At 64.0% G+C, this 26,331-nt stretch carries 23 protein-coding genes and 2 tRNA genes; 12 read left to right on the top strand and 13 right to left on the bottom strand.

What is annotated here, in order from left to right; translation table 11 throughout:
• The first annotated feature begins 68 nt into the window (after positions 1 to 68).
• Genes valS through K323_RS0110515 form a run of 3 tightly spaced genes read left to right on the top strand, consistent with a single transcriptional unit; the run spans position 69 to position 3,407 of the window.
• Entirely contained in the window at positions 69 to 2,678 is a 2,610-nt protein-coding gene (gene valS, locus K323_RS0110505; RefSeq protein ID WP_022885244.1) for a valine--tRNA ligase, read from the top strand.
• 9 nt (positions 2,679 to 2,687) lie between these two features.
• On the top strand, positions 2,688 to 3,134 hold the full coding sequence (locus K323_RS0110510; RefSeq protein WP_022885245.1) for a GNAT family N-acetyltransferase: 447 nt from the start codon (positions 2,688 to 2,690) through the stop codon (positions 3,132 to 3,134).
• Between the two features lie 6 nt (positions 3,135 to 3,140).
• A complete protein-coding gene (locus K323_RS0110515; protein ID WP_022885246.1) occupies positions 3,141 to 3,407 on the top strand; it encodes a hypothetical protein in 267 nt (88 codons plus the stop codon).
• Positions 3,408 to 3,450: 43 nt separating this feature from the next.
• Here K323_RS0110515 and K323_RS0110520 read toward each other — a convergent pair whose 3' ends face one another.
• Entirely contained in the window at positions 3,451 to 4,305 is an 855-nt protein-coding gene (locus K323_RS0110520; protein ID WP_022885247.1) for a methyltransferase domain-containing protein, read from the bottom strand.
• Positions 4,306 to 4,419: 114 nt separating this feature from the next.
• On the opposite strand from K323_RS0110520, the gene K323_RS25400 reads away from it, so the two are divergent.
• Entirely contained in the window at positions 4,420 to 6,528 is a 2,109-nt protein-coding gene (locus K323_RS25400; RefSeq protein WP_022885248.1) for a M3 family metallopeptidase, read from the top strand.
• Here the strand turns inward: K323_RS25400 and K323_RS0110530 are convergent.
• The 7 genes from K323_RS0110530 to K323_RS0110560 all read right to left on the bottom strand — a co-directional run bounded on the left by K323_RS0110530 (position 6,491) and on the right by K323_RS0110560 (position 13,324).
• The gene (locus K323_RS0110530; RefSeq protein WP_033372792.1) at positions 6,491 to 7,690 is read right to left on the bottom strand and encodes a benzoate/H(+) symporter BenE family transporter; all 1,200 of its coding nucleotides are present in this window, start codon (positions 7,688 to 7,690) and stop codon (positions 6,491 to 6,493) included. The two genes, K323_RS25400 and K323_RS0110530, sit on opposite strands and share 38 nt — an antisense overlap.
• 107 nt (positions 7,691 to 7,797) lie before the next feature.
• Positions 7,798 to 8,787, bottom strand: a complete 990-nt coding sequence (locus tag K323_RS0110535; protein WP_169515640.1) for a S66 family peptidase — start codon at positions 8,785 to 8,787, stop codon at positions 7,798 to 7,800.
• A 99-nt stretch (positions 8,788 to 8,886) separates the two neighbouring features.
• Positions 8,887 to 10,167, bottom strand: coding sequence for an ATP-dependent Clp protease ATP-binding subunit ClpX (clpX, locus tag K323_RS0110540; protein WP_022885251.1), 1,281 nt, complete (start codon positions 10,165 to 10,167; stop codon positions 8,887 to 8,889).
• Between the two features lie 133 nt (positions 10,168 to 10,300).
• A complete protein-coding gene (locus K323_RS0110545) occupies positions 10,301 to 10,984 on the bottom strand; it encodes an ATP-dependent Clp protease proteolytic subunit (RefSeq protein WP_022885252.1) in 684 nt (227 codons plus the stop codon).
• Between the two features lie 29 nt (positions 10,985 to 11,013).
• Positions 11,014 to 11,622: an ATP-dependent Clp protease proteolytic subunit gene (locus tag K323_RS0110550; protein ID WP_022885253.1), complete on the bottom strand. Its 609-nt coding sequence runs from the start codon at positions 11,620 to 11,622 to the stop codon at positions 11,014 to 11,016.
• A gap of 165 nt (positions 11,623 to 11,787) precedes the next feature.
• Positions 11,788 to 13,206, bottom strand: coding sequence for a trigger factor (gene tig, locus K323_RS0110555; RefSeq protein ID WP_022885254.1), 1,419 nt, complete (start codon positions 13,204 to 13,206; stop codon positions 11,788 to 11,790).
• 41 nt (positions 13,207 to 13,247) lie between these two features.
• Positions 13,248 to 13,324 (bottom strand) — tRNA-Pro (locus tag K323_RS0110560).
• Between the two features lie 300 nt (positions 13,325 to 13,624).
• Between K323_RS0110560 and K323_RS0110570 the strand changes: the two genes are divergently transcribed.
• The 3 genes from K323_RS0110570 to K323_RS0110580 all read left to right on the top strand — a co-directional run bounded on the left by K323_RS0110570 (position 13,625) and on the right by K323_RS0110580 (position 14,820).
• Positions 13,625 to 13,698 (top strand) — tRNA-Gly (locus tag K323_RS0110570).
• A gap of 53 nt (positions 13,699 to 13,751) precedes the next feature.
• Positions 13,752 to 14,081 carry a hypothetical protein gene (locus K323_RS0110575; protein ID WP_022885255.1) on the top strand — a complete coding sequence of 110 codons (330 nt, stop codon included), beginning with the start codon at positions 13,752 to 13,754 and terminating at the stop codon, positions 14,079 to 14,081.
• A gap of 49 nt (positions 14,082 to 14,130) precedes the next feature.
• Positions 14,131 to 14,820, top strand: a complete 690-nt coding sequence (locus K323_RS0110580) for a hypothetical protein (protein WP_022885256.1) — start codon at positions 14,131 to 14,133, stop codon at positions 14,818 to 14,820.
• Between the two features lie 79 nt (positions 14,821 to 14,899).
• Here K323_RS0110580 and K323_RS0110585 read toward each other — a convergent pair whose 3' ends face one another.
• Genes K323_RS0110585 through K323_RS0110595 form a run of 3 tightly spaced genes read right to left on the bottom strand, consistent with a single transcriptional unit; the run spans position 14,900 to position 18,582 of the window.
• Entirely contained in the window at positions 14,900 to 15,562 is a 663-nt protein-coding gene (locus tag K323_RS0110585; RefSeq protein WP_022885257.1) for a response regulator, read from the bottom strand.
• A 4-nt stretch (positions 15,563 to 15,566) separates the two neighbouring features.
• On the bottom strand, positions 15,567 to 17,003 hold the full coding sequence (locus K323_RS0110590; RefSeq protein ID WP_022885258.1) for a sensor histidine kinase: 1,437 nt from the start codon (positions 17,001 to 17,003) through the stop codon (positions 15,567 to 15,569).
• Positions 16,993 to 18,582 carry a multicopper oxidase family protein gene (locus tag K323_RS0110595; protein ID WP_022885259.1) on the bottom strand — a complete coding sequence of 530 codons (1,590 nt, stop codon included), beginning with the start codon at positions 18,580 to 18,582 and terminating at the stop codon, positions 16,993 to 16,995. The genes K323_RS0110590 and K323_RS0110595 overlap by 11 nt, the downstream gene beginning before the upstream one ends.
• A 192-nt stretch (positions 18,583 to 18,774) precedes the next feature.
• Here K323_RS0110595 and K323_RS0110600 point away from each other — a divergent pair, with 192 nt between their 5' ends.
• Positions 18,775 to 19,494, top strand: a complete 720-nt coding sequence (locus K323_RS0110600) for an alpha/beta fold hydrolase (protein ID WP_026851528.1) — start codon at positions 18,775 to 18,777, stop codon at positions 19,492 to 19,494.
• A gap of 38 nt (positions 19,495 to 19,532) precedes the next feature.
• On the opposite strand, the gene K323_RS25405 is transcribed toward K323_RS0110600, so the two are convergent.
• A complete protein-coding gene (locus K323_RS25405) occupies positions 19,533 to 20,147 on the bottom strand; it encodes a TetR/AcrR family transcriptional regulator (RefSeq protein ID WP_022885260.1) in 615 nt (204 codons plus the stop codon).
• 126 nt (positions 20,148 to 20,273) lie between these two features.
• On the opposite strand from K323_RS25405, the gene pdhA reads away from it, so the two are divergent.
• The 3 genes from pdhA to K323_RS0110620 are packed head-to-tail and all read left to right on the top strand — an operon-like array spanning position 20,274 to position 23,904.
• The gene (gene pdhA, locus K323_RS25410) at positions 20,274 to 21,509 is read left to right on the top strand and encodes a pyruvate dehydrogenase (acetyl-transferring) E1 component subunit alpha (RefSeq protein ID WP_022885261.1); all 1,236 of its coding nucleotides are present in this window, start codon (positions 20,274 to 20,276) and stop codon (positions 21,507 to 21,509) included.
• Positions 21,506 to 22,522: an alpha-ketoacid dehydrogenase subunit beta gene (locus K323_RS0110615; protein WP_022885262.1), complete on the top strand. Its 1,017-nt coding sequence runs from the start codon at positions 21,506 to 21,508 to the stop codon at positions 22,520 to 22,522. Before pdhA ends, K323_RS0110615 begins: the two co-directional genes overlap by 4 nt.
• Entirely contained in the window at positions 22,519 to 23,904 is a 1,386-nt protein-coding gene (locus K323_RS0110620) for a dihydrolipoamide acetyltransferase family protein (RefSeq protein WP_022885263.1), read from the top strand. The genes K323_RS0110615 and K323_RS0110620 overlap by 4 nt, the downstream gene beginning before the upstream one ends.
• Position 23,905: 1 nt before the next feature.
• Here K323_RS0110620 and K323_RS0110625 read toward each other — a convergent pair whose 3' ends face one another.
• Entirely contained in the window at positions 23,906 to 24,286 is a 381-nt protein-coding gene (locus tag K323_RS0110625) for a DoxX family protein (RefSeq protein ID WP_022885264.1), read from the bottom strand.
• A 244-nt stretch (positions 24,287 to 24,530) separates the two neighbouring features.
• Here K323_RS0110625 and K323_RS25415 point away from each other — a divergent pair, with 244 nt between their 5' ends.
• Positions 24,531 to 26,018 carry an HNH endonuclease signature motif containing protein gene (locus K323_RS25415; protein ID WP_084697186.1) on the top strand — a complete coding sequence of 496 codons (1,488 nt, stop codon included), beginning with the start codon at positions 24,531 to 24,533 and terminating at the stop codon, positions 26,016 to 26,018.
• Positions 26,019 to 26,331 lie beyond the last annotated feature (313 nt).

The following is a 26,331-nucleotide window of genomic DNA, read 5'->3' on the forward strand; positions in this document are numbered from 1 at the left end:
ATTGGTCGCAGCCAATACTCAGGCACCTCACCACCGACACGGTGCCGCACATACTGAACCGGAGTGTCATGACCAGCGCCGACCGAGTCCCCGCCAAGCCCGTCCTCGAGGGACTCGAAGCCAAATGGGAGGCAGCCTGGGAAGACGCGGGCACCTACCGGTTCGACCGCGCGGCCGCCCTCGAAGCCGGCGCCCACCCGGTCTTCTCGATCGACACGCCACCTCCGACGGCGTCAGGCACGCTGCACATCGGGCACGTGTTCTCTTACACGCACACGGATGTCATCGCCCGGTTTCAGCGGATGCGCGGCCAGAACGTCTTCTACCCGATGGGCTGGGATGACAACGGCCTCCCGACCGAACGCCGGGTGCAGAACTATTACGGCGTGCGGTGCGACCCTTCCCTCCCGTATGACGCGGACTTCGTGCCGCCATTCGAAGGCGGAGACGGCAAGAGCACCAAGGCAGCCGACCAGAAGCCGGTCAGCCGCCGCAACTTCATCGAACTCTGCGAACGGCTCACCAAGGAAGACGAGAAGCAGTTCGAGGCGCTCTGGCGCACCCTCGGCCTGAGCGTCGACTGGACCCAGACGTACCGCACCATCGGCCAGGAAGCCCTGTTCACCTCGCAGCTCGCTTTCCTCGGCAATATCGAGCGAGGTGAGGCCTACCAGGCCATGGCCCCGACGCTCTGGGACGTCACCTTCCGCACCGCGGTGGCCCAGGCCGAGCTTGAAGACAAAGACCAGCCCGCCGCGTACCACCGCGTCTCGTTCCACAAGCCAGACGGCAGCACCATCGAGATTGAGACCACCCGACCGGAACTCCTGCCTGCCTGCGTGGCGCTGGTGGCGCATCCGGATGACGAACGCTACAAACCGCTCTTCGGCACTACCGTTCGCACTCCGCTGTTCGACGTCGAAGTGCCGATTCTCGCCCACCACCTCGCCCAGAAAGACAAGGGCTCCGGCATCGCCATGATCTGCACATTCGGTGACGTCACCGACGTCGTGTGGTGGCGCGAACTCGACCTGCCCAACCGGGCGATCATCGGATTCGACGGGCGGATCATCGCAGAGGCCCCGGACGTCATCACCGCAGCAGAGGGTCTCGCAGCCTATGAACAGCTCGCGGGCAAGACCGTGTTCAGCGCCAAGCAGTCCGTTGTCGAACAGCTCCGCGCCAGCGGCGACCTGATCGGCGAACCGAGGTCCATCGTGCACCCGGTGAAGTTCTACGAGAAGGGCGAGCGCCCCCTCGAGATCGTGTCGACCCGGCAGTGGTACATCCGAAACGGCGCCAGGGACGAGGCGCTGCGCGCCCGGTTGCTGGCACACGGGGCCGACCTGAACTGGCATCCAGAGTTCATGCGCGTGCGGTTCGAGAACTGGGTGAACGGCCTCACCGGCGACTGGCTCATCTCGCGACAGCGTTTCTTCGGTGTTCCGCTTCCGATCTGGTATCCGCTCGACGCCGAGGCGAACCCGCTCTTCGACCAGCCGATCGTCGCGACCCGCGAGCTGCTTCCCGTCGACCCGTCGTCGGACACGGCACCCGGTTTCACCGAGGACCAGCGCGGGCAGGCGAACGGATTCATCGGCGAGGTCGACGTGATGGACACCTGGGCGACCTCCTCCCTGACACCAGAACTCGCGGGCGGCTGGGAGCGCGACGCCGAACTGTTCGGCCTCGTCTACCCGTATTCCCTGCGCCCACAGGGCCAGGACATCATCCGTACCTGGTTGTTCTCCACGCTCCTGCGCTCCGAGCTTGAGCGTGGCACGTCGCCGTGGAAGCACGCGGCGCTGTCTGGCTTCATCGTTGACCCCGACCGAAAGAAGATGTCGAAGTCGAAGGGTAACGTTGTCACCCCTGCTGACATGCTCGAGCAGCACGGTTCGGATGCCGTGCGCTACTGGGCCGCGTCATCCCGCCTTGGCACCGACGCGGCATTCGACCCGCAGAATCCGACCCAGATCAAGATCGGACGACGCCTGGCCATCAAGATCCTGAACGCGTCGAAGTTCATCCTCTCTTTCGATGGAAGCGACGATGCACCGGTTACCGAGCCGGTGGATGCGAGCATGCTCGCCGGCCTGGACACGGTGATCGAGCAGGCGACGACCGCCTTCGAGAACTTCGATCACGCCCGCGCGCTCGAACTCACTGAGAGCTTCTTCTGGACGTTCTGCGACGACTATCTCGAACTGGTGAAGGAACGGGCGTATGACGCCGACCACCCCGCAGCCCAGGCTTCAGCGGTCGCCGCGCTGCGCACGGCACTCTCCACCCTGCTGCGCCTCTTCGCCCCGTTTGTGCCGTTTGCCACCGACGAGGCGTGGTCATGGTCGCACGAGGGTTCGATCCACAGCGCAGAATGGCCGGTCGGCGCAGTGCCCGGCGAGGGCGATTCTGCGCGTGGCACAGGTGACCCGAGTGTGCTCGATCTTGCCAGCCGCGCCCTCACCGGCATCCGCCGCGCCAAAACCGATGCGAAGGCTTCGCAGAAAAACCCCGTCGCATCTGCTGTAATAAGCGGAACGAAGGAAGAGATCGGCCTGCTCACGCTGGCCGCCTCTGACCTTCGCGCAGTTGGTCGAATCGCCGAATTGACGTTCGTCGAGGGGGACGAGTTGGCTGTGACTGATATCGTGCTTGCCACGGTGTCGGAGAGTTAGGAGCATCGAATGTCTGTACAGGTACGACCGCTTGGAGACAAAGACTTTTTTTCGTGGCTGGGCCTCTTCGAGGGCTACAGCGAGTTTTACCAGAGTGAACTGACCGATGAGAAGGCCCTGCGCGTGTGGAGCTGGATCATCGACAAGAATCACGGGCTCGACGGCGCGGTTGCGGTCAACGACGACGGCGACCTCATAGGGTTCACGCTGTTTCGCGAAGTCCCGCGCACGTTGAGCGGCGACCATGGGCTCTTCGTCGACGATCTGTTCGTCACGCCGGACGCACGGGGAACCGGCGCGGGGCGGGCCCTGCTCGACTACGCCAGGGAACACGCCAAGAAACACGGCCTTGGTGGAATCCAGTTGATCACCGCCGCAGACAACGAGACGGCGCAGGTACTGTACGACCAGGCGGGAACCCGTACAGACTGGGTCACTTACGAGATCGAGGTCTAGCAGAGCATGCAGCTGGGAACACGCTGGCCCGTCGGAGGCACACTGCCCTCAGGGCTGCCTGAGGTAGTCGAGATCGCGGTGAAGTCTGTCGAAGACGATCATCGAGACACTGGCAGCGACACCGCACAATGGCGCTGGACGCTCACCTGGCTGGAGGGCAAACCCGTCATCGAGCTCGACGATGGCACCGTCATCCGTTACGACTCAGCGGAAGACAGCGCCACGATCACGCAGCCGGTGGCGCCCGATCCCCACGACGACGAGTGGATCTAACGACGTCTGCAACCGCCAGCGCCTGGAACTGGACGCAGCCCGCTCAGTGCTCCTTTCGAGCGATGATCTCTCCATGAGGCATCCCTAGCCAGCCGTCTGGGTCCCGAACCCAGTCACGCCAGGCTTGGGCAATGTCCTGCAGGTCGACCAGGTCTGCGACACCGGATTCGATGGCCGATGCGGCGAACGCCGACTCTGTGGCCCGCACAGCCCACGACTCGCCCCACCACTCGCGCTCCGCATCAGACGCAAAGCACCAGATCGACGCGCTGCAGGTAATGTCAGTGAACCCCGCCAACCGCGCCCACGCCTTGAGCGCCGGTCCGGCATCCGGGTTCCCACCGTTCCAGTAGTGCACGTCACGGTACACCGCGAGCCACTCGGTCAGTCCGGTCGTCAGCGGATACCAGCGCACTCCCCCGTAGTCCACATCGCGGGCCGCGAAGATGCCACCAGGTTTCAAGACCCGATGAGCCTCACGCATCGCAGACACCGGGTTCGCAACGTGTTGCAGAACCTGGTGGGCGTGCACGATATCGAAGGATGCGTCAGGGAAGTCGAGCGCATAGGCGTCACCCAGCAGGAATTCGGCATTGTGCACGCCCTCATCTTTCGCGAGGGCGGCGGCCTTTGCGACGATCTCGGCAGACGCGTCGACGCCGACGACACGCCCCGGTGCCACCCGGCGGGCGAGATCGACGGTGATCGTCCCCGGCCCGCAGCCGATGTCCAGAATGCTGAGCCCGGCCTCGAGATGAGGCACGAGGTATGCGGCCGAGTTCGTCACCGTGCGCCAGGTGTGCGAGCGCAGCACACTCTCGTGGTGCCCGTGTGTGTACACGTCACGCGGAGCGGTTTCGTGTGCGTCGTTCTCGTAGGATTCCGGCGATTCCGTCATGCTCTGAGCCTACGGCTCCTGAAACCACGACGGCTGAAACCGCGACGGCTGAAACCGCGACGGCTGAACATACGACGCCCCGATCCGGACCGATGTCACGGTTAGGGTGGTGGAATGGTCGATTCCGTCAACCCGTTCGATTCCGTCAACCCGTTCGATTCCGTCAACCCGTTCTTCGTTCGGAGCACGCTCCCGTACCAGCTTCCGCCGTTCGCCGACATCCGCGAGGAGCACTACCGTCCGGCGTTCGAACGAGGCATGGATGAGCAGCGTGCGGAAATCGATGCGATCACAGCCGAACAGGGTGCGGCCACCTTTGAGAACACCATGCTCCCACTTGAGCGGAGCGGGCAGACACTCGCTCGCGTTGCCGAGGTCTTCTTCAACCAAAGCTCATCGGATTCGAGTGATTTCACCAACGCCCTCGAGGCCGAGCTCGCCCCACAACTCGCAGCGCACGAAGACGCCATCCGGCTCGACCCGGCGTTGTATGCCCGCATCCGCGACCTGCATGAGAACCGTGATTCCCTCGGGCAAGGCGACGAGTCGGTGTACCTCGTCGAACGTTATTTCACCGAGTTCACGCTTGCCGGTGCCGGCCTCTCCGACAACGACAAGTCGACACTCCGGGAGTACAACAAGCAGTTGTCGACGCTGACCACCAGGTTTGAGAAGAACCTGCTCGCAGACACCAATGACCTCGCGGTCTTGGTCGACGACGTCCGGCTCCTCGATGGGCTGAGCGACGGCGAGGTGTCCGCGGCCGCAGAGGCGGCAACGGAACGCGGCCAGGAAGGGAAGCACCTCCTCCCCCTGGTGCTTCCCACGTCGCATCCGTATCTCGCGAGCCTCACCGACCGCACCATGAGGGAACGCCTCCTTGCCGCATCGCGCGCACGCGGCATCCGTGGCGGCGAACACGACAACCGCGAGCTGGTCTTGCAGATCACGCGCCTCCGCGCCAAGCGCGCGAAGCTCCTGGGTTTCGCCAGCCACGCGGCCGCCGTGACCGCAGACCAGACCGCCAAGACTCCGGATGCCGTCGCAGCGATGTTGGGAAGGCTCGCGCCGGCCGCGGCCCGCAATGCCAGGGCGGAGCAGGCAGAACTGCAGGCACGCATCGATGAGGAGAACTCCGGCACTGAAGCCAGCACTGACGGCGAAGGATTCGAGCTCCAAGCGTGGGACTGGGCGTTCTACTCAGAGCACGTGCGCAAGGCGAAATACGACGTGGACACCGCTGCCATGCGACCATACTTCGAGCTGGAACGGGTACTCCACGACGGCGTCTTCCACGCGGCCACTGCCCTCTACGGCATCACCTTCACCGAGCGGAGCGACCTGGTCGCCTGGCATCCGGAAGCCCGTGTCTTCGAGGTGAGCGATGAAGACGGCGCCCCGGTGGGCCTCTACATCGGCGACTTCTACACCCGCGATTCCAAGCGCGGCGGTGCTTGGATGAACGCGCTGGTGTCGCAGTCCGACCTGCTCGGAACGCCGACAGTGGTCTGCAACAACCTCAACTTCCCGAAGCCGGCCGCCGGCCAACCGACGCTCCTCAGTTTCGACGAGGTCAACACGCTCTTCCACGAGTTCGGGCATGCTTTGCACGGCCTCTTCGCCCTGGTCACCTACCCGAAGTTCGCCGGCACCAATGTGTACAGGGACTTCGTGGAGTTCCCGAGCCAGGTCAATGAGATGTGGATGCTCTGGCCGGAGGTTCTTGGCAACTATGCGAGGCACCATGAGACCGATGAACCGATGCCTCAGGAACTCGTGGACCGCATCCACGAGTCAGCGGCCTTCAATGAGGGTTTCTCCACGAGTGAGTATCTGGCTGCCGCCCTGCTCGACCAGGCGTGGCACCGAATCGGCACCGACGACGAGGTGACGGATGTCGCGGCGTTCGAGGCATCCGCCCTCGCCGCAGCGGGTCTCGACAACCCGGTCGTTCCAACACGGTATGCGAGCACCTATTTCGCCCACACGTTCTCCGGCGGATACGACGCAGGGTATTACTCGTATATCTGGAGTGAGGTACTCGATGCCGACGCCGTCGAATGGTTCACCCAGAACGGCGGGTTGACCAGGGAGAACGGGGATCGCTTCCGGAAGCGCCTGCTCGGAGTTGGCGGCAGCAAAGACCCTCTCGATGCCTACCGCGACTTCCGCGGTCGCGACGCTGTCATCCAGCCGTTGCTCGACCGCCGCGGCCTGAACTGACTCGCGGCCGGCGGGTCCACCCGAGCCAAGCCATGAACACTCCGCCGACGAGCAGACCCCAGAACGCCGATCCGATCCCGAGGATCGAGATGCCGGATGCCGTGACCAGGAACGTCGCAATGGCCGTGACGCGGTGGCGCGGCTCTTCCAGGGCGCCCGACACGCTCGTGACGAGGGCGCCGAGAAGCGCCAGCCCCGCAACCGCGATGATCAGGATCGGCGGCGAAGCGGCGACCAGTGCCGTTGCGAGCCCGGCACCCAAGCCCAGGATGAGGTAGGCAACTCCCGACGACACCGTCGCCATCCAACGCTTGCTCTTGTCTGGGTGACCCTCCGGGCTGGCCATCAGCGCAGCTGTGATCGCCGCGAGGTTGATGCTGTGAGCGCCGAACACAGACCCGACTGCAGTGGCTGCGCCGGAGCCGACCAGGACTGCACGTGGCGACGGGCGGTAGCCGAATGTCGACATCACGACGAAGCCGGGTACATTCTGCCCGGCCATGGTGACAATGAAGAGCGGCAGACCAAGGCTGACGATGACGACGGGGTCGAACTCCGGTGCGACGAAAACGAGAGCAGGCTGGGAAGTCGACGCTGTCATCCAGTCAGTCCCTGCGGTCAGGACGATGCCGATTCCTGCAACCACCATGGCCGCAGGAACAGCCCAGCGCGGTGCAAGACGGTACAGCACCAACCACACGACCACCACCGGTATTGCCAGCAGCGGCTGTTCGATCGACGCGGTCACCGGTGCCAGGCAGATGGGGAACAGGATTCCGGCGAGCATCGCGCTGGCGATGGGTTTCGGGATGCTGGTGATCGCCTTGCCGAGCGCCGGCCAGAGCCCCGTCAGGACGATCAGCACACCGCAGACGAGGAACGCGCCCACAGCCGCCGCGAAGTTGCCTGTCGTCTCTCCGGCGGCGACCAGGAGCGCGGCTCCCGGAGTCGACCAGGCGAAGGAGATCGGGATCTTGTAGTACCAGGGCAACACAATGCAGATGATGCCGACGAGGGCGCAGAGGGCAAGGAGTCCGGAGGCCGCCTCTGCGTCGTTTGCGCCGACGGCCTGGAGACCGGCGATCACGAGCACAAAGGAGCTGGCAAAACCGGTGATGGCCGCGACGACACCGGCTGAGATGGGCTGGATGATGGGTATCAGGACTTTCTCGTGCCGCGCGCAGACGCAGGGGTACCGGACAGAGACTCAGCCTAGAGCCAGCCGACGCCCGACCCGCGTACATTTTCAGCGGATCTGATCGACTCGACTCAGGAAACCGCCGGTTCGAGCAGGCGGAATCTATTGCCAGCTGGATCGAGTTCGGCGAGCACATTGTGCGGAAGCACCCATTGTGGGTCGGTGTGGCCGAAGTCGGCGCCAGAGAGCACAGGGATGTCCGTCGCGCCCCACTCCGTCAGGTGTTGAACGATGACGCGATCCAGTTCGGCTTTCTCCTGGGGCGAGTATCCCCGCGGTCGACCGATCACCAACCCGTTGATGCGGTTCAGGATGCCCTGGGCACCGTAGTTTCGCAGCCAGTAACCCACCTGGCCGGGGCTCGGCTTGTCTTCCGAGGTCTCGAGAAAGAGGATGCGGTCGGTGAAGAACTGCGGAGACGGCCACCACTCGGTGCCCTTCATCATCTCGAGCACTTCGATGCAGCCTCCGGTCAGGCGACCGGCGCGCGGTGCTGACCCCTGCAGCCAGGTCCACCCGGGATTCGGATACTGGTCGCCCTCCTCGGTCCCGTCCTGGATCGCCCAGTCCGGTCGGTCCCCCAACCAATAGTCGTATGGCTGGTATTCGAATGCGGGCACCGGGTCGAACAGCAGGCTGCGAATGTGCTGCTCCAGCCCGGGCTGAGAACCGATCTGTGCCAGTCCGGCCATCACCGCGGGCCCGTTGAAGGTCACGAGCCCCGACTGAGCCAGCCAGAACAACTGGGTGGCCGTGTCTGAATAGCCGAGGAGGACCTTGGGATGCGCGGCGGCAAGTTCTGCGTCAACGTCCGCGAGAATTCGAACGGAGTCGTCTCCGCCGATCACGGCGACGATCGCCTGGATGTCGGGGTCGGCAAACGCCCGGTTGAGGTCAGCAGCCCGCTCGGCTGGATGAGCGCCGGCGTACTCTGGCGTGAACCGCGTTGAGGGAAACTCGACGATCTCCAGCCCGAAGACATCCCGCAGGGCTGCCAGTCCCGCCTGGTACACGGACGGGAAGACGGTCGACCCCGGCCAGGATGTGGCAACGACCGCCACGCGATCACCAGCCTTCAGACGAGGCGGGCGAACGATCTCCACGGAATTCATCAAGTCGGCATTCACCAATACAGAAGTCAGCAGCGCAGCATCGGAAGATTACGCGGACTTCTCCTCGCGACGCGGCTTGTGGTGCACGATCGTCGGCGCAGCGTTGTCGAGCACGGCCTCACGGGTGACGACCACGCGAGCAACCTCTGTGCTCGAGGGAACCTCGAACATGATCGGGCCGAGAACCTCTTCCATGATGGCGCGAAGACCGCGCGCTCCGGTCTTCCGGAGCACCGCAAGGTCGGCGATCGCTTCCAGCGCCGCACTGTCGAATTCGAGCTCGACGCCATCGATCTCGAACATGCGCTGGTACTGGCGTACCAGGGCGTTCTTCGGTACGGTCAGAATCTGCATCAACGCCACCTGGTCGAGCTGGGTGACCGTGGTGACGACCGGCAGTCGGCCGATGAACTCGGGAATCAAACCGAACTTGTGAAGGTCTTCCGGGAGAACCTCACTGAACAGATTGACGTCGTCGCCCTTGCTGTGCAGCGGGGCTCCGAAGCCGATTCCCTTCTTGCCAGCACGCTGGGAGATGATCTCCTCGAGGCCTGCAAAGGCGCCAGCCACGATGAACAACACGTTGGTGGTGTCGACCTGGATGAACTCCTGATGCGGATGCTTGCGGCCACCCTGGGGCGGAACGGAAGCGACGGTGCCTTCCAGGATCTTCAGGAGCGCCTGTTGCACACCCTCACCAGACACGTCGCGGGTGATGGAGGGGTTTTCGGCCTTCCGCGCGATCTTGTCGATCTCGTCGATGTAGATGATGCCGGTCTCTGCACGCTTGACGTCGTAGTCGGCGGCCTGGATCAGTTTGAGGAGGATGTTCTCGACGTCTTCGCCCACGTAGCCGGCCTCGGTCAGTGCCGTGGCGTCTGCGACCGCGAACGGCACGTTGAGTCGCTTCGCGAGTGTCTGAGCGAGGTAGGTCTTTCCGCAGCCGGTCGGGCCGATCAGGAGGATGTTCGACTTGGCGATCTCGACATCATCGTGCACGGCTTCCGCGGCCGCCAGCGTTCCCTTCGCCCTGACCCGCTTGTAGTGGTTGTACACCGCAACGGCGAGTGCGCGCTTCGCAGGCTCCTGACCGATCACGTACTCCTCAAGGAAACCGAAGATTTCCTTGGGCTTGGGGAGATCGAACTCGCCTGAGCCCACTTCCTCGCCGGCCTCCGCGAGTCGCTCTTCGATGATCTCGTTGCACAACTCGACGCATTCGTCGCAGATGTACACACCCGGACCGGCAATGAGCTGCTGAACCTGCTTCTGGCTCTTTCCGCAGAAGGAGCACTTCAGCAGGTCGGCGCTTTCGCCTATTCGAGCCATCCGTCAGCCTCCTCCATCGGTGTCACGTATTCGAGCCTAGCCTGTGCCTGTGACAGATGCGCGCAGCCCGGGCACAAATCGAAACCGGCGTGCCGCGCATGCGCGCCACGCCGGTTCCGGTTCATTTCACGTGCTACTTGGCGAGAGCCGTGAGGTTCTTGCGCGAGCTGAGAACCTGGTCGATGAGACCGTATTCGAGGGCTTCAGCCGCGCTCAGGATCTTGTCGCGGTCGATGTCCTTGTTGACCTGCTCCTGTGTGCGGTTGGAGTGCCCTGCAAGAGTCTCTTCCAGCCAGGTGCGCATGCGCAGGATCTCCGCTGCCTGGATCTCGATGTCCGAGGCCTGTCCGCCACCCTGGCCGCCGACCGAGGGCTGGTGGATGAGGATTCGTGCGTTCGGGAGAGCCAGGCGCTTGCCCGGTGTTCCACCTGCAAGCAGCACAGCTGCGGCGGATGCCGCCTGGCCGAGGCACACCGTCATCACGTGTGGCCTGATGTACTGCATGGTGTCGTAGATCGCCGTCATGGCCGTGAACGAGCCACCGGGCGAGTTGATATACATGGTGATGTCGCGGTCGGGGTCCTGGCTCTCGAGAACGAGGAGTTGGGCCATCACGTCATCTGCGGATGCGTCGTCAACCTGCACGCCGAGGAAGATGATGCGGTCCTCGAAGAGCTTGGCGTACGGGTCCTGGCGCTTGTACCCGTAGGCCGTGCGCTCTTCGAACGTCGGCAGGATGTAGCGCGATCCTGGCAGGTCTGCGGCAGTAGCACCCATCGAGCTGGTTGCGGTTCCACCGAATGTGGGGAGTGTCATGATTTCTGGTTCCTGTTCGATCCGGTGGGTTACTTGGACGCCGCGTTGGTTGCGTCGGTGTCGGTTCCGCCGCCGCCGGTGACATCCGTCACGGATGCGCGCACGTGGTCGACGAAGCCGTATTCGAGCGCCTCCTGGGCGGTGAACCAGCGGTCACGGTCACCGTCCTCGTTGATCTGCTCGACGGTCTTGCCGGTCTGGTCTGCCGTGATCTCGGCGAGGCGCTTCTTCATGTCGAGGATGAGCTGCGCCTGGGTCTGGATGTCGCTGGCAGTTCCACCGAAGCCACCGTGCGGCTGGTGCAGGAGCACCCGGGCGTTCGGGGTGATGTAGCGCTTGCCCTTGGTGCCAGAGGTCAGCAGGAGCTGGCCCATCGAGGCCGCCATGCCGATTCCGACGGTAACGATGTCGTTCGGCACGAACTGCATCGTGTCGTAGATCGCCATGCCGGCGGTGATCGAACCACCGGGCGAGTTGATGTACAGGTAGATGTCTCGGTTCGAGTCTTCTGCGGCAAGCAGCAAAATCTTGGCACAGATCTCGTTGGCGTTGTCGTCACGGACCTCTGAGCCGAGCCAGATGATGCGGTCCTTCAGCAGTCGGTCAAAAACACCGGGTGTGGGTGTCGGGTCGGCCATGTCGCGCTCCGTTTCAGTTATCGCTTCGAATTGAATCTATAGGAGCCGGCGGGGCGGAACGCCTCTGTTCGCCCTCGGCAGATTGCCGCAGCCTCCTACAGCGAGAACGGGCCGGATGTCTGTTGACATCCGGCCCGTTCATGGCACTGCGTGTGCGCTGCTGCGTTACTTCTTGGCTGCGGCCTTCTTCGGCGCTGCCTTCTTCTTAGGCTTGGCCTCTGCAGCCTCAGCGTCAGCGGACTCAGGAACGTCTGCCGCGGCATCCGTCGACTCGGTGGTGTCTGCTGCAGTCTCGTCTGCCGGGTCGGTGTTCACCGCGGTGAACTCGGCGAGGTCGACTTTCTTGCCGTTGCTGTCAACGACCTTGGCCTTGCCCAGCACAATGGCGAGAGCCTTGTTGCGGGCGACCTCGGCCACCATCGACGGGATCTGGCCGTTGCCGGAGAGGGCCTGAACGAACTCGCTTGGGTCCATGCCGTACTGGCTGGCGCCCTGGATCAGGTACTGGGTGAGCTCGTCCTGGCTCACCTGCACCTTCTCTGCCTCCGCGATGGTGTCGAGAAGAATCTGCTGGCGGAAGGTCTTCTCGCTGGCCTCGGCAACCTCGGCGCGGTGCTCGTCGTCTTCGAGGCGGTTCTCGCCTTCGAGGTGGCGGTGCACTTCGTCTTCGATGATGGCGGCCGGAACCGGAACCTCGACCAAGCCGAGGAGCTCTTCGAGGAGCTTCTCGCGGGCCTGCGTTCCCTGTCCGAAGACCTTGGAGCGCTCCACCTGCACCTTGAGACTGTCTTTCAGCTCATCGATGGTGTCGAACTCGCTGGCGATCTGGGCGAAGTCGTCGTCGGCCGGGGGAAGCTCGCGCTCCTTGACGGCGATGATGGTGACGGTGATCTCGGCGGTCTCGCCCTCGTGATCGCCACCGAGCAGGTTCGAGTTGAACGTGGTGATCTCGCCGGCGGTCAGGGAGTCGATCGCTTCGTCGATGCCCTCGATGAGGTCGCCGGAGCCCACCTCGTAGGAGATGCCGCTCGCGTTGTCGACCTCGGCGCCGTTGATGGTGGCGATGAGGTCGATCTGGGCGAAGTCGCCAGATTTGGCCGGACGGTCGACGGTGACCAGCGTGCCGAAGCGGCTGCGCAGGGTGGCGAGTTCCTCAGCGACCTCGTCGTCGGAGATGTCGACCGCGTCGACAGTGAGCTTCACGCCGTCGTACTTCGGCAGTTCGATCTCTGGGCGCACATCGACTTCGATGGCCAGCAGCAGGTCGCCGCTGTAGTCCTTGTCGCTTGGCCATTCGACGATGTCGGCTGCCGGGCGGCCGAGCGGGCGCAGCTTGTGCTCCTCGACTGCGGCACGGTAGAAGCCGTCGAGGCCCTCGTTCACGGCGTGCTCGAGCACGGCCGACTTGCCGACGCGCTGGTCGACGAGGGGCGGCGGAACCTTGCCCTTGCGGAAGCCGGGGATGTTGATCTGCTCGGCGATGTGGCCGTACGCGTGGGTGATGCTGGGCTTCAACTCGTCAGGGCTCACTGTGATGGTGAGCTTGGCGCGCGTGGGGCTCAGCTTTTCGATCGTGGACTTCACGTAGGAATCTCCTGTTGTTGAACGACGTTCTGTGGGGATTGTGGTCGGGGCGACAGGATTCGAACCTGCGACCTCTCGGTCCCAAACCGAGCGCTCTACCAAGCTGAGCTACGCCCCGGATCTCAAACAATCCGTTGGGGCCATCCTCTTGGCGCACACAAAATCGTAAGCGACAGGCGGATTGACCTCGGTCAGTCTACTGCACGCCCCGCTGAGCGTGATCCGCACGACTGGCAGCGACGCCGCCGAAACCTGTACTACGATGTTCCAGTGCCTCGGGTAACCGAGGCCACGGGGATGTAGCTCAATGGTAGAGCCTCAGTCTTCCAAACTGATGGTGCGTTCCCCACGATCCCATATAATTGATGGGATCGGCCAACAACTGAATATCAAATCCCGGCGGAAACCCGTCGGATTCGGGGCTGTAGCTTAGTGGTAAAGCCTTAGTCTTCCAAACTAATGATGCGGGTTCGATTCCCGTCAGCCCCTCCAAATGCGTGCATGCACCGCTCCAACGCCTGGGCACATGAAGCGATCTTCAAGTCATGCTCATCGGGCTCGCCCTCGCATTCGTGGCAGTGAATGTCGCCGCCGTCCGCGACGGAAACGAGCGCGAAGTCGCGCTGTCACGCTGGTGTGAGGAACTGGGCGACGTTCAGCAATTCGCCTGCACGGTCACGGCTCGCGACGCACGGACCCTCGATGATGGATCGGTGAGCAGCTTCGACCTGACGGTCATCTCCCCAACGGGTGTCGAGGTCCAAGGCTCGTGGCGGCCACGCCCCGGCGTCATCCGACGGCTTCTGCAGACTCAGGTGCCAGGCGTTGGTGCGAGCGCACGCGCCTGGCACTCCGCCCACTCACCGGCCGACTAGGCAATATTTGCCCGTGGCTTTGGGCCGGTTGTCGGAGCATAATGGCGACATGGCCGATCCGGCGGCTGTGCCGCCCGACAGCGTTCCAGAAGTGCCGGCATCCGTGCGGGCCCAATTGCTCGCGACCGAACACTGGAGCCTGCTCGCCTCCCGAACGACCTCCCAGAACGAAGTACTCACCCGAATCAGCATGTTCCTGACCCTCGTGTCAGCCGGCCTGGTGAGTCTCGCGCTGGTTGGCCAGGCGACCGAATTCTCCGATACCTTCGTCGTCTTCGCGATCGCCGTGCTCGGCATCGTCAACCTGGTGGGCATCCTGACCCAAGTGCGCGTCGTCAATGTCGCCTTCGAGGATCTGATGTACGTTCTCGCGATGAACCGGCTTCGCGCAGCGTACGTCGATCTCGACCCCGAAATTGCTCCCTATCTGATGGCCAGCCGGCACGACGACCGGGAAGGATCGGTTCGCACGTATTTCTTCCTTGGCAAGCGGGGCGGATTGAGCCAGGTCGCCGGCAGCAGCATGGTGTTCATCGTTGCCGTCAACGCGTCGATGATCGGCTTGCTCGTCGCGGCCATCGCCGGCTTCCTCTCGATGCCAAGTCCTGTGGTTGTCGGCATCGGGGTCGTGTGCGGAGTCGCTTACTTCGGCACTTTTATTGCAATCGGCGGACGCAGCTACACTCGAATCTGGCAGTCGCACACGGCGTTGAGCCCGACTCCCCCTCCAGGGGACTGACGACCACGCGTGCGGCTGAATCGTCGGTTTGAGTGCGGCAGACCGACGATTTGACCGCACTCGTGAGCCGGAATGTGCCTCAGCGCTGCAGGTAGGTCAGTACGGCAAGCACCCGGCGATGGTCGGAACCGGAGTCTTCGAGGTGCAGCTTCTGGAAGATCGCGGTGACGTTCTTCTCGACAGCGCCGGTGCCGATGAACAACTCGGCGGAGATACCGACGTTCGTGCGCCCTTCCGCCATCAGACCGAGCACCTCACGCTCCCGCGGCGTGAGCGCTTCGAGCGGGTCGGACCGCCTGGCCAGCAGCTCCCGCACCACCTGCGGGTCAAGCACAGTGCCACCGGCGCTGATGCGAGCAATGGCATCCTTCAACTCGTCGAGTGAGACGACGCGGTCCTTGAGCAGATACCCCATGCCTCCTTCACCGGCCGAGAGAAGCTCGTGCGCGTACGTGCCCTCAACGTACTGGCTGAGCAGCAGGATGCCGATACCCGGCTGCCGACGACGCAGCTCAATTGCCGCACGCACGCCCTCGTCGCGGAACGTGGGCGGCATCCGCACATCCAGCACGGCGAGGTCTGGCCTCACCTGATCAACCTCGGCGAGGAGCGAGTCGGCATCGCCATATGCCGCGACCGTCTCGTACCCCGCTTCATCGAAGAGCCGGATCAGTCCCTCGCGAAGTAGAACGGAGTCCTCCGCCAGTACCAGCCGGAGAACTCCATTCGAAGCGTCAGTCACCCATTCAGGATAGGGCGACCGAACTCTCCACCGAACCAGTCAGCGGAATGTGCGCGCCGATCGACGTCGGACCACCGACCGGACTGTCGACGCTCAAGATGCCGCGGAGGCCGCGAAGCCGCTCATCCAGCCCCTTCAAACCATGACCGTCGGCCAGCACAGCGCCGCCGATACCGTTGTCGATCACCCAGAGATCGAGCCAGGTGGTGTCTCCGTCCGGTACCCGTCGTAATGCCGCGTGCAGACGGATGCTGGTGGCCTGGGAGTGCTTGGCGGCGTTCGTCAGCAGCTCGGCCGCCACGAAGTAGGCGCTGCGTTCGATCTCCGACGGCAGTCTGAGCGCCGGGTCGAGATACAGCTCAGACTGAACAGGAACGGTACTGCGGGCGGCGAGGGACTGCAGGCCCGTGATCAGGCCCCTGTCCTGCAGAATCGGCGGCACCAGCCCGCGAGAAAGCGCACGGAGCTCCTCCAGGGTGTCGCGCGCCTGGCCGCGAGCCTCCTCAAGGAGTGCGCGCGCGGCATCCGGATCGCTGTCAAGCTTGCGGCCGGCACTCGCGAGATCCATCTGCATCCGCACCAGACGCTGCTGCGGACCGTCGTGGATGTCACGCTCCAGACGACGCAGCGACTGGTCTTCCGCGGCCACTGCCGCACCGCGTGACGCACTCAGGTCTGCGACCTCGCGCTGCAGTGCGTCAGAACGCCAGGCGCCCAGCATTCCGATGCCGACGCCCTGGTGCACCAGGACCAGGCCGCGTGTGATGAACGGCAGGGTCAGTAGGAAGATCAGCCCGAGACCGAACTCGAAGATGCTCTCGCCGACGAATGGATCGACCGCAAGCGTGTTGCCGGGTACCAGCCAGTCGGCGACGACGTCGTAGATCCAGACATTGCGATCACTCACTGGGAGGAATCGTCCCCACAGCCAATAGGTGATGCCGCCGAGGCTGATGGACACCCACACCACCGAGATGATCCAGCTCGCCAGGCCGACGATGAAGTTCACCACCATGCCATGAAGCAGGTAGAGCCAGTAGTGACCGTTGATGAGTGGCCCGAGTACTGCGCGCAGGGCCGTCGTCGGCTCGCCCGCCGGGGTCCACCTCGGCTCCGGGATTTCCGGCCGGCCCGCCCAGCGCAATCGCACCCGCTCGAGGGTTCCGAATCCGCGGGCGATGTAGAGGGCGGCGACGATGATGAACAGGCCGATGAAGATGGCCACCATGCCGACCCCGGTGAAGAAGACCGCGCTGAGCACGGAGAGCGCGGCAACGATGAGTGGGAGCGTGAGCAGCAGGAAACCGAGCTCGCGCGGCACACCGCGCCACAGTGCCAGGTATCCGGTCTTCTTCTTCACAGGCTCAAGCGTGGCAGACGATGTACCGCCCGCGTTCACAATCTGGCCGGTACCGGTCGGGACTGGTAGTTCAGTGCTCATGGTGTATCTCCTTGGCTCGTGGTCCGCTGCCGCTCGCGCCGGAAGGCGAAGCGGAATCGTGGTCTGTGGGCGGTTGCCCGGCCTTCTGCCCGGGTTCCACGACCACAAATTGGCCCATCATGCCGCTGTCTTCGTGTGCGAGCAGGTGGCAGTGGTACATGTACGGGAATTCTGGGTCGGTGTAATCGTTGAACGTCATGATCAGCCGATAGTCGATGTTCGGCTCGAGGTAGACGGTGTCCTTCCAGCCGGCGAGGGCCGCCGGTGGCTCGCGTCCGTCTATGGTCAACACCTGAAATTGCACGTCGTGCACGTGGAAGCTGTGCGGCATTGACATTCCGTTGCGCACTGTCCAGATCTCCGTGCTGCCGACCTCGACCGTCTCGTCGATGCGGCCCATGTCCATTCCCCGCTGATTGATCTGCGTGCCGTCCAGCTGGAATGAGCGATCAACCGTCGCCTCGTCCTCGTTCATCCGGTCGATCGCCGCGAGAGCGGTCGGCATGTCTCCCAGCGACCGCAGGTTGCTCGCCGCGCGCAGTTGCAGCACATCGAGCGTGTCACCGCCGGTGTTCGAGGCAGCGATCGGGCCCGGCAGTCCGAGTTCGGGCGGAGTGGAACGCAGCGTCGCGGTCTCCCCTGGCACCAGCCGCACCAGCACTTCGGCGCGCTCGCCGGGTGACAGACGGATGCCGTCCGTCGGCAGCGGGGCGGTCAACAGGCCGCCGTCGGTGCCGATCAGATCGAAAGAGCGGCCGTCTTCGAATGCGAAGTTGTATACGCGGGCACTTGACCCGTTCAGCAAGCGGAGACGCACGACATCCGTCGTCACCTCAAGATAGGGGCCGAGAGTTCCGTTGACGAGAACCTGGTCGCCGATCGGCCCGGCGAACCCGCGTTCGTCCGTGGTGAATTGGCCTGCTTCGTCGAAGCGCTTGTCCTGCACGATGAGCGGGATATCGTCGACACCATACTCGCGGGGCAGGTTCAGCGCATCCTCTGCGTCGTCCTGAAGGATCACCATTCCGGCCAACCCCATCTCGACCTGGTGCTCGGTCTCGCCGTGCGGGTGTGGGTGGTACCAGAGCGTCGCGGCCGGCTGGTCGATCGTCCACTTTGGATGCCAGGTGGCGCCGGGTGCCACCATCTGGTGCGGACCGCCGTCCATGCGGGCGGGAAGGTGCATCCCGTGCCAGTGCACTGTCGTCGGCACGTCAAGCTGGTTGGCGACATTCACTCTGACCTGTTCTCCCTTTGCCGCCACGATCGTGGGGCCGAGGTAGGACTGGTTGATGCCCCAGGTCTCGGTTTTCGTACCCGGTGTGAACTCGGTCGCACCAACAGTGGCCGTGAGGTCGAAGACGCGCTCACCACTCGCGTCGATCGAAGACGGCGCAAGGGGCGGAATGGCCAGCGGAGTGTCGAAAGCGACTTCCCCGCTCGTGTCGATCGCGCCTGGCCCGAGTGTTCCGCAGGCAGACAGGCCGACAACGACGGCGATTGCGCCAACCACAACGGTGCCAAGACTGACCAGGGCCGCCTTCGGCCGACGGATGCTTGGCGCGCGTTTCGATCTCATGCTTCCAGACTCGTGGGCGCCGGAAGAATACGGCATCCGGCGGGCATCCGGAACCCTGCGGGGGAAAACCCCCGTCAGGCCGGACCGACGGCTCGCCAGGCGTCGGGCAACGGCGGAATCGACGTCGACGACTCAGGCCGGCTGGTGTCGTTCGTCGCTGCAACGGACTGGAGCAGTGGGTAGGCTCGCCCTATGTGGTTTGGCGATCGAGGCAGCGGTGACCCCTTCGTCTTGCTTCATCCGGGCCGCACAGATTCGCGTGCGCTCGATCCGCTCGTCGCAGAACTTGTCGAAGACTACCGGCTCATTACACCGGACCAGCGCGGGCACGGCCGCAGCCCCGACGTCGAAGGCCCGCTCTCGTTCGTAGACATGGCCGCCGAGACGATCGAGCTGATCGAGCGAGAACAGCTCGGGCCGGTACACCTGCTCGGCTACAGCGATGGAGCGATCGTCGCCCTGCACATTGCACTCGCGCAGCCAGATCTCGTGCGCAGTCTGGTATTTGCCGCCGGTGTCTTCCACAAGGACGGTTGGCTTGCGGGAACGCTGGACGCCGAGCCGCCAGAATTCATGGCCGACAGTTACGCGGAGGTTTCTCCCGACGGCCGCGCCCATTGGCCGGTAGTGGTCGAGAAGATGGCCCGGTTGCATACGCTCGCTCCCACGCTGACCACTGACGACATTGCGACTTTGACGATGCCCGTGCTCATCGCCGTCGGCGACGACGACGAGCCGAGCCTGGAACATCTGCTGGAGATGTATCGCGCCCTCCCCGAGGGTGAACTCGCCGTCATCCCACGTGCGTCGCACGGCTTCGTCATCGAGAAGACTGATCTGTTCGCCCGCCTCATCCGCGACTTCCATGACCCTGCGAAGACGAATGGATTCTCGCCGATCCGCCGCACCTGACACCGCGGCGGCACGGGAGGTCCGCCAGCCGACTCCCGTCAGCGCAGCTGGAGCGTTTCGAGCGCGGCCCTGGCATGTGCGACCGCTTCGTCTGCGGTGGGTGCACCCAGCAGGCCGAGTAGACGCTTACGGTGTTCCTCGCCCAGGAGCAACGTGAACAGCGGCTGCGCCAGCCGCACGGTGTTCTCGCCGCGCTCCGCTCTGAGATGCTCCGCCAGGCGGGCGATGTGCCGCGCGTCACCGTTGTCGTGCAGGGTCACGGCAAGTTCGGGGAAACGCGTCGACTCTGCGATGACCAGACGGTGTAGCCCGGTGAGTTCTGCAGAGTGCAGACGGTACACAATCCGAGCGGCGAGGGACTCGAGCGTGTCTTCGTCTGGAGCATCCGTGCTCACTGTTGTGGCAAGGATCCGCACCATCGCAGCGAACACGCCGGCCTTGTCACCGAAGTAGCTGTAGATGGTGCGTTTCGTCACGCGCGCCGCGACGGCGAGCTGCTCGATCGTCGTCGCCCCGAAGCCATTCTGGAGAAAGACCGGCAGTGCTGCAGCGAGAATCTGGGAACGACGCTCGATCCGTTCGTCCTCGGTTGGGCGGCCGCGTTTGCGCGCCGGGCGGGACTTCGGGTGTCCGGCTTCCTTCTGTATGACCATGGTCTCCTCCCGCCTCCCACCAGATACCGCTACGCACAGATTACGGATACAATGATACGTGCAAGTGTCATTAATGGCAGGCACAACGGCGCCGGACCACACAACGGTCGGCGAAAGGGAGTACCGATGGCTTCACGAACGCCCACGACCCGGGCGACGACAGGTGTAACGACGGGCACTACGCCGACCTCTCCGCAGAAGGCACAGTCCACAGCAAAGCGGAAGACCACCGCGGCGCAGAAGGTCACCGCAACTCCGAAGGCCCCCGCGAAGGAGAAGGCCACTGTACGAAAGACGCCAGCGGGAGCGCGAAATCCCAAGAGCGCAGACGACAGCGCACAGTTGATCGACTTCTACCGGCAGATGATGCTCATCCGGCGCTTCGAGGAACGCGCAGCGCGCGCGTATACGCAGGCATTGGTCGGCGGATACTGTCACTTGAACCTCGGCGAGGAAGCAGCCGTCGTCGGCCTGATGTCGGCGATGCGGCCCAGCGATTATCTCTTCACCAACTATCGCGAGCATGGCTACGCAATCAGCCGTGGCATCGACCCGAACCGGGTGATGGCCGAGTTGTACGGTCGCATCGACGGTGTCTCGAAGGGCTGGGGCGGTTCGATGCACATGTTCGACATCACTCAGCGCCTGCTGGGCGGCTATGGGATCGTCGGCGGTCAGCTTCCCCTCGCGACCGGCGCGGCGCTTGCGATCGACTACCGCGAAGGTGATGAGGTCGTGCTCTGCACCATGGGAGACGGCACCACGAACATCGGTGCCTTCCACGAATCGCTGAACATCGCGGCACTCTGGAACCTTCCCGTCGTCTACGTCATCATCAACAACCGGCTCGGCATGGGCACGACAGTCGAAAAGGCGTCGGCTGAGCCCGAACTGTACAAGCGGGCATCCGCTTACCGGATGGCCTCTGAGCGCGTCGACGGGCTCGACCCGCTGGCTGTCTACGCTGCGGCCGGGCGCGCGATCGATTCTGCACGGGGTGGAAAGCCATTCCTGCTCGAAGTCATGACCGAACGGTTGCGTGGCCACTCTGTCGTCGACCCGGCCACATACCGCTCAGCTGAAGAAGTGGCAGACCTGAAGGAGAATGACCCGGTGCACACCCTCGCTGCGCGGCTGGTCGCGGAAGGAATCCTCAACGACGAAGCGCTTGCAAAGATCGACGAGGAGGCCACCGCGCTGGTGGTCGCTGCGGCCGATTTCGCTGCTGCCAGCCCCTTCCCCGAGATCTCGACGCTGTTCGACTACACCTACGCGACTCCGGTTCCGAACGACTCGCGAAGGCTCCCCGGCGAACCGTTGTTCGCACCAGAACCCCTGCCAGGCCAGGAGGTCTCAGCATGAGCATCATGACGTATCGGCAAGCCCTGCACGACACTCTCCGTGCCGAGATGCTGCGCGACGACGACGTGTTCCTGATCGGCGAGGAGATCGGGGTGTTCGAAGGGTCGTACAAGATCACGGCCGGCATGCTCGAAGAGTTCGGTGAGAAGCGAGTTCGCGACACACCGATCGCTGAGGAGGGCTTCACCGGCGCTGCCATCGGCGCCGCGATGCTGGGGCTGCGTCCCGTCGTCGAGATCATGACGATCAACTTCTCGCTGTTGGCTCTCGATCAGATCGTCAACCACGCGGCCAAGATCTACGGGATGTTCGGAGGGCAGGCCAGGGTGCCGATGGTCATCCGCACACCGGGTGGTGGCGGGCAGCAGCTGGGCGCAACGCACTCCCAGAACATCGAGCTCTACTATGCATTCGTGCCAGGTATGAAGGTCGTCGCACCGAGCACGCCGGCCGACGCCAAGGCACTCATGCTTGCGGCCATTCGCGACGACGACCCGGTGTTGTTCCTGGAGAACCTTGCCCTGTACAACACCAAGGGTGAGGTTCCGGATGACGACACTCCGGCCGTGATCGGCAAGGCCGCGGTCACGCGCGAAGGCAGCGACATCACCCTCATCGGCTACTCGCGGATGGCGTATGTCGCATCGAAGGTCGCCGAACAGCTGGCAGAGTCAGACGGACTCGACATCGAGGTCATCGACCTACGCAGCCTGCGTCCCCTCGATCGGGAGACGATCATCGCTTCCGTGAAGAAGACGCATTCAGCGGTCATCCTCGAAGACGACTGGCTGACATATGGCATCGGCGCTGAGATCGCCGCGACGATATCAGACGGCGCCTTCGACTACCTCGACGCACCGGTACGGCGGGTCGCGATGGCCGAGGTGCCATTGCCGTACTCCAAGCCACTGGAGACAGCCGCGTTGCCATCGACGGACGATGTGATCGGCGCAATCCGCCAGACCCTCGAAGCGGTCGGACACCGCACAAGCACGACGGGCAGGAAATCATGATCGAAATCACCATGCCGCGACTCTCGGACACGATGGAAGAGGGGGCGATCGCCACTTGGCACAAGAAGCCGGGCGACCGGGTCGAGGTCGGCGACATCCTTGTCGAGATCGAGACCGACAAGGCGACGATGGAGTACGAGGCTTACGAGGCCGGGACCTTCTCGAAGGTCTTGGTGCCTGAGGGCGAACTCGTTTCGATCGGCACGCCGATCGCCCTGCTCGATGATGGATCCGGTAACGACGCCGCGCCTGATGACGCAGGCACCACGGCGACGGATGCCGCGCCAGACTCAGCGAAGGCCAGCGAGAAGGCAGCGAACGCCGATACGGATGCCGCGGTCGACGAGGCAGAGCTGGCCACGGCGGCTTCTACCACGGCGGCCTCCACCACTCCAGCGACGTCGGAACCGGTTGCTGAGGCGCAGGATCCGGATGACGGTGAGCGCCTGTTCGCGTCGCCTCTGGTGCGCAAGCTGGCGAGGGAGAATCACCTCGATCTGAACGCTGTGCGCGGCACCGGCCCTGGCGGTCGCATCATCCGTGCCGATATCGATGCGCTTCTTCCGGAGGACGGCTCTGCTTCAACTGCGGCGACAATCGCTCCTGAGGCGTCTGCATCGCGCCCTGCCCCAACGCAGGAGCGGCCGACCCAGTCGCCTGTGCAGCCGGCAACCGAGCGCAGAGGCTCCGAGTCCGTCGCTCTGAGCAACACCAGACGGGTGATCGCACGGCGCCTCGGTGAGAGCGCCAGGAGCATCCCGCACTTCTACGTGACGGCTGTGGCCGACGCGGAGGCCATGGTGCAGCTGCGAACTGAGCTGAACGAGCAGTTGATCGCCTCAGGCCGTCCGAAGGTCAGCATCAACGACCTTCTGATTCGCGCCAGTGCGATCGCGTTGCGCGAGCATCCGCTGGTCAATGTCTCATACATCGACGAGGCGAGTACCACCATGTTGGTGCACCATCGAATCAACGTAGGAATCGCCGTCGCCTCCGAGAACGGGCTCGTCGTTCCGGTCATCGATGATGCGGACCAGAAGACGGTCACCCAGCTGGGCGTCGAGGCCAAGGAGCTGGTCTCGCTCGCGAACGCCAGGAAGCTGAAGCCGGAGCAGATGTCTGGCGGCACGTTCACCATCAGCAACCTCGGCATGTTCGGCGTCGAGCAGTTCACGGCAATCATCAACCCGCCGGAGAGCGCGATCCTGGCGGTCGGAGGCATGACGCGTGAACCCGTCATGGTGGGCGATGAGATCGTGCCGCGCAATCGCATCCGTTACACGCTGTCGGCCGACCATCGGGTCGTGGACGGTGCCCTGGCAGCACAGTTCCTGCAGACCCTCACCCGGCTGATCGAGAACCCCTGGACGATAATCGCCTGATTCACACCCACATTGTCGCGAGCCACACCTCGATGACGGCGAGGACGAGTAGAGCGACGTTGAGACCAATCTGTCGGGCTTCACCGCGGGCGAGGTGGAGCGTGATGGCGCCGATCTGCAGGAGAACGAGCCCGACGGCCGCAGCAACGGCGAGCCACGGGGCGATTCCCGTCAACGGGGGCAGAATCAAGCCGATTGCACCGAGTACTTCCAATACACCGATGGCCTTGACCCCCGCCATCGGTGCGCGATCCACCCACCTCATCATCTGCACAAGCCGTTCGCGGCCCTGTGTCAGTTTCATACCGCCAGAGTAAAGGTAGGTCAGGGTGAGTAGCGCGGCGATGATCCAGTAAGCAACCTGCATGAGGTCCCCGTTCATTGGTAACTGTGTGTGAGTGACCTCTGCTTGTGTGTGACCTTCGCGCGCGGGTGGGTACCTGGCGTGCAGCTTGCGGCCAGCGCAGCTGCAGACCGACACTGCACCGCTCATTCTTCACAACTCCACCGTCCCATACTGCGGGGTTCTTTCGTACGCGATCATTGGGAGATGTCAGTTAGGCCGGCGAATACGGGTTGTGGACGGCTCTGGTGGGAGTGTCGGTGGTGTGCTGTTTACTGTTGGCATGGACGAAGACGATCTGGAAGTGCAGGGTCCGTGGGGGTGTCATCCCGAGTGGGGTGATGCGCCTCCGGATGTGGGTGATCTTGATGATTTGGTGTCGTTGGCGTACCCGACGACGCAATTGCCTGATGGGTACGCTGACCGGCTCCGCGTGTTCGTCGACGACGTCGTGGAAGACTGGTCTGAGGCCGCGATTCGGGCTGCCGGCCTAGCGAGAAAGATCGACAGGGCGCGTGTCTGGTCGGAGACCTCTGACGAGTTCGTCGATCCGAACGCGCCGCTGAGCACGGCGGAGCGCACCGCGTGGATGGCGCGGGTGTTTACGACGGAATTGGCGGTGCAGTTGACCCTGTCAGAGACCGGTGCGGGGAAGCGTATTGCGGAGAGCCGGATGCTGGTGCATGAGCTTCACGGCACGTTGGAGGCGCTCTCGTTGGGGTTGATCTCGTACGCGCACGCACAGGTCATCATCGACCAGGCCGGCACCCTCCCCGCAGAGGCGCGTGCCGGGTTCGAGGACGCCGTGTTGGATGTTGCGTATCGGGTGCCTGCTGGTCGGTTCCGGCACGCGGCGGTCAAGATGCGTGAACGTCTCCACCCGGACTCCATCAAGGACCGGGCGAAGACCGCGGCTGCCGAGCGCCGGTTCGTGCTCGAGCCTGACCTGGACGGGATGGCGTGGTTGCACCAGTACCTGCCCGTCACGCAGGCGCAGGCGATCTTCCGCCGGGTCACCGGGGTCGCCAGGAGCATGCAGCACCCCGGTGAGGCCCGCACGTTGGCGCAGTTGCGTTCCGATGTTGCCGCGGCCCTGTTGATGGAGGGTATCCCCGAGGATGCCCTGATGGACGGCGCCTACCGGCACGCCGGGGCGAAGAACAAGCACGGCAAGAACAGCGGCGGAAAGAACAACGGCGGCAAGAACGGCGGCGGCAAGCACAAGAGCAGTGGGAAGCGTCAGGGTGGTGTTCCGAACTGGGGCATCCGCCCGCACGTGTTCGTGACCGTGCCGGTGGGCACGCTGATGGGCCGGAGCGAGGAGCCCGGGCAGTTGGAGGGGTATGGTCCGATCGATGCTGACACTGCCAGGGATCTCGCGGCGAAGGCGCCGTGGTTCACCCGGATCCTGACCCATCCCGAGACGGGGATCGTGCTTTCCTACGGTAAAGACAGGTACCGGCCTCCGAAAGACCTCCGCGACTGGCTCACCCTGCGAGACGGGACCTGCCGGTATCCCGGCTGCGGGAGGCCAGCGTCGGAGACCGACATCGATCATACCCAGGATGCCCAGTACGGGGGCCCAACCAATGAGTCGAATCTTGCTCATCTTTGTCGTCCGCATCATCTGCTGAAGCACCTCACAGCGTGGAAACTGACCCAGAAACCCGGCGGCGTCCTCAAATGGTCATCCCCGCTGGGAGCGACCGCGATCACGACACCCGACATCGAACCCGTGAAGAACGGCCCCCCCGACATCCCACCCTTCTAAACCTTCAGACTTAAACCCACAGACTCCGCTGACAAAAAAGGGGGCACCAGCCACCCATATGTCAATCCCCTGAAACCGTGGAGACTTTGCTAAGTGGGTTTTGTGTTTTCGGATCGCCGGACGGGGTCGTGCATCGGGTGCGGCAGGCTGTGGCCTGCCGGTGCTGCCGCCGGTCAGGGGCCGCGGAGGCTCGCGGGTCAAGGGCGGCCGGAGGCCGTCGCGCAGCGATCGCGTAGCGACCCTTGAGGCGGGAGAGGTGGCCCCGTAACCTGCACGGCCCCGCCCGGCGATCCGAAAGGGCCGGGCGGGAAGA

It is taken from the genome of Glaciibacter superstes DSM 21135, assembly GCF_000421145.1.
Classification (GTDB): domain Bacteria; phylum Actinomycetota; class Actinomycetes; order Actinomycetales; family Microbacteriaceae; genus Cryobacterium; species Cryobacterium superstes.

What these genes read in the sequence shown, in the direction of transcription:
- K323_RS0110515 (WP_022885246.1), top strand. Translation starts at nt 3,141, where the DNA reads ATGCAGCTGGGAACACGCTGGCCCGTCGGAGGCACACTGCCCTCAGGG.
- valS (WP_022885244.1), top strand. Translation starts at nt 69, where the DNA reads ATGACCAGCGCCGACCGAGTCCCCGCCAAGCCCGTCCTCGAGGGACTC.
- K323_RS0110550 (WP_022885253.1), bottom strand. Translation starts at nt 11,622, where the DNA reads ATGGCCGACCCGACACCCACACCCGGTGTTTTTGACCGACTGCTGAAG.
- K323_RS0110615 (WP_022885262.1), top strand. Translation starts at nt 21,506, where the DNA reads ATGAGCATCATGACGTATCGGCAAGCCCTGCACGACACTCTCCGTGCC.
- K323_RS25415 (WP_084697186.1), top strand. Translation starts at nt 24,531, where the DNA reads ATGGACGAAGACGATCTGGAAGTGCAGGGTCCGTGGGGGTGTCATCCC.
- K323_RS0110625 (WP_022885264.1), bottom strand. Translation starts at nt 24,286, where the DNA reads ATGAACGGGGACCTCATGCAGGTTGCTTACTGGATCATCGCCGCGCTA.
- clpX (WP_022885251.1), bottom strand. Translation starts at nt 10,167, where the DNA reads ATGGCTCGAATAGGCGAAAGCGCCGACCTGCTGAAGTGCTCCTTCTGC.
- K323_RS0110590 (WP_022885258.1), bottom strand. Translation starts at nt 17,003, where the DNA reads ATGAGCACTGAACTACCAGTCCCGACCGGTACCGGCCAGATTGTGAAC.
- K323_RS25405 (WP_022885260.1), bottom strand. Translation starts at nt 20,147, where the DNA reads ATGGTCATACAGAAGGAAGCCGGACACCCGAAGTCCCGCCCGGCGCGC.
- K323_RS25400 (WP_022885248.1), top strand. Translation starts at nt 4,420, where the DNA reads ATGGTCGATTCCGTCAACCCGTTCGATTCCGTCAACCCGTTCGATTCC.
- K323_RS0110545 (WP_022885252.1), bottom strand. Translation starts at nt 10,984, where the DNA reads ATGACACTCCCCACATTCGGTGGAACCGCAACCAGCTCGATGGGTGCT.
- K323_RS0110575 (WP_022885255.1), top strand. Translation starts at nt 13,752, where the DNA reads ATGCTCATCGGGCTCGCCCTCGCATTCGTGGCAGTGAATGTCGCCGCC.
- K323_RS0110510 (WP_022885245.1), top strand. Translation starts at nt 2,688, where the DNA reads ATGTCTGTACAGGTACGACCGCTTGGAGACAAAGACTTTTTTTCGTGG.
- K323_RS0110580 (WP_022885256.1), top strand. Translation starts at nt 14,131, where the DNA reads ATGGCCGATCCGGCGGCTGTGCCGCCCGACAGCGTTCCAGAAGTGCCG.
- K323_RS0110620 (WP_022885263.1), top strand. Translation starts at nt 22,519, where the DNA reads ATGATCGAAATCACCATGCCGCGACTCTCGGACACGATGGAAGAGGGG.
- K323_RS0110600 (WP_026851528.1), top strand. Translation starts at nt 18,775, where the DNA reads ATGTGGTTTGGCGATCGAGGCAGCGGTGACCCCTTCGTCTTGCTTCAT.
- K323_RS0110595 (WP_022885259.1), bottom strand. Translation starts at nt 18,582, where the DNA reads ATGAGATCGAAACGCGCGCCAAGCATCCGTCGGCCGAAGGCGGCCCTG.
- pdhA (WP_022885261.1), top strand. Translation starts at nt 20,274, where the DNA reads ATGGCTTCACGAACGCCCACGACCCGGGCGACGACAGGTGTAACGACG.
- K323_RS0110520 (WP_022885247.1), bottom strand. Translation starts at nt 4,305, where the DNA reads ATGACGGAATCGCCGGAATCCTACGAGAACGACGCACACGAAACCGCT.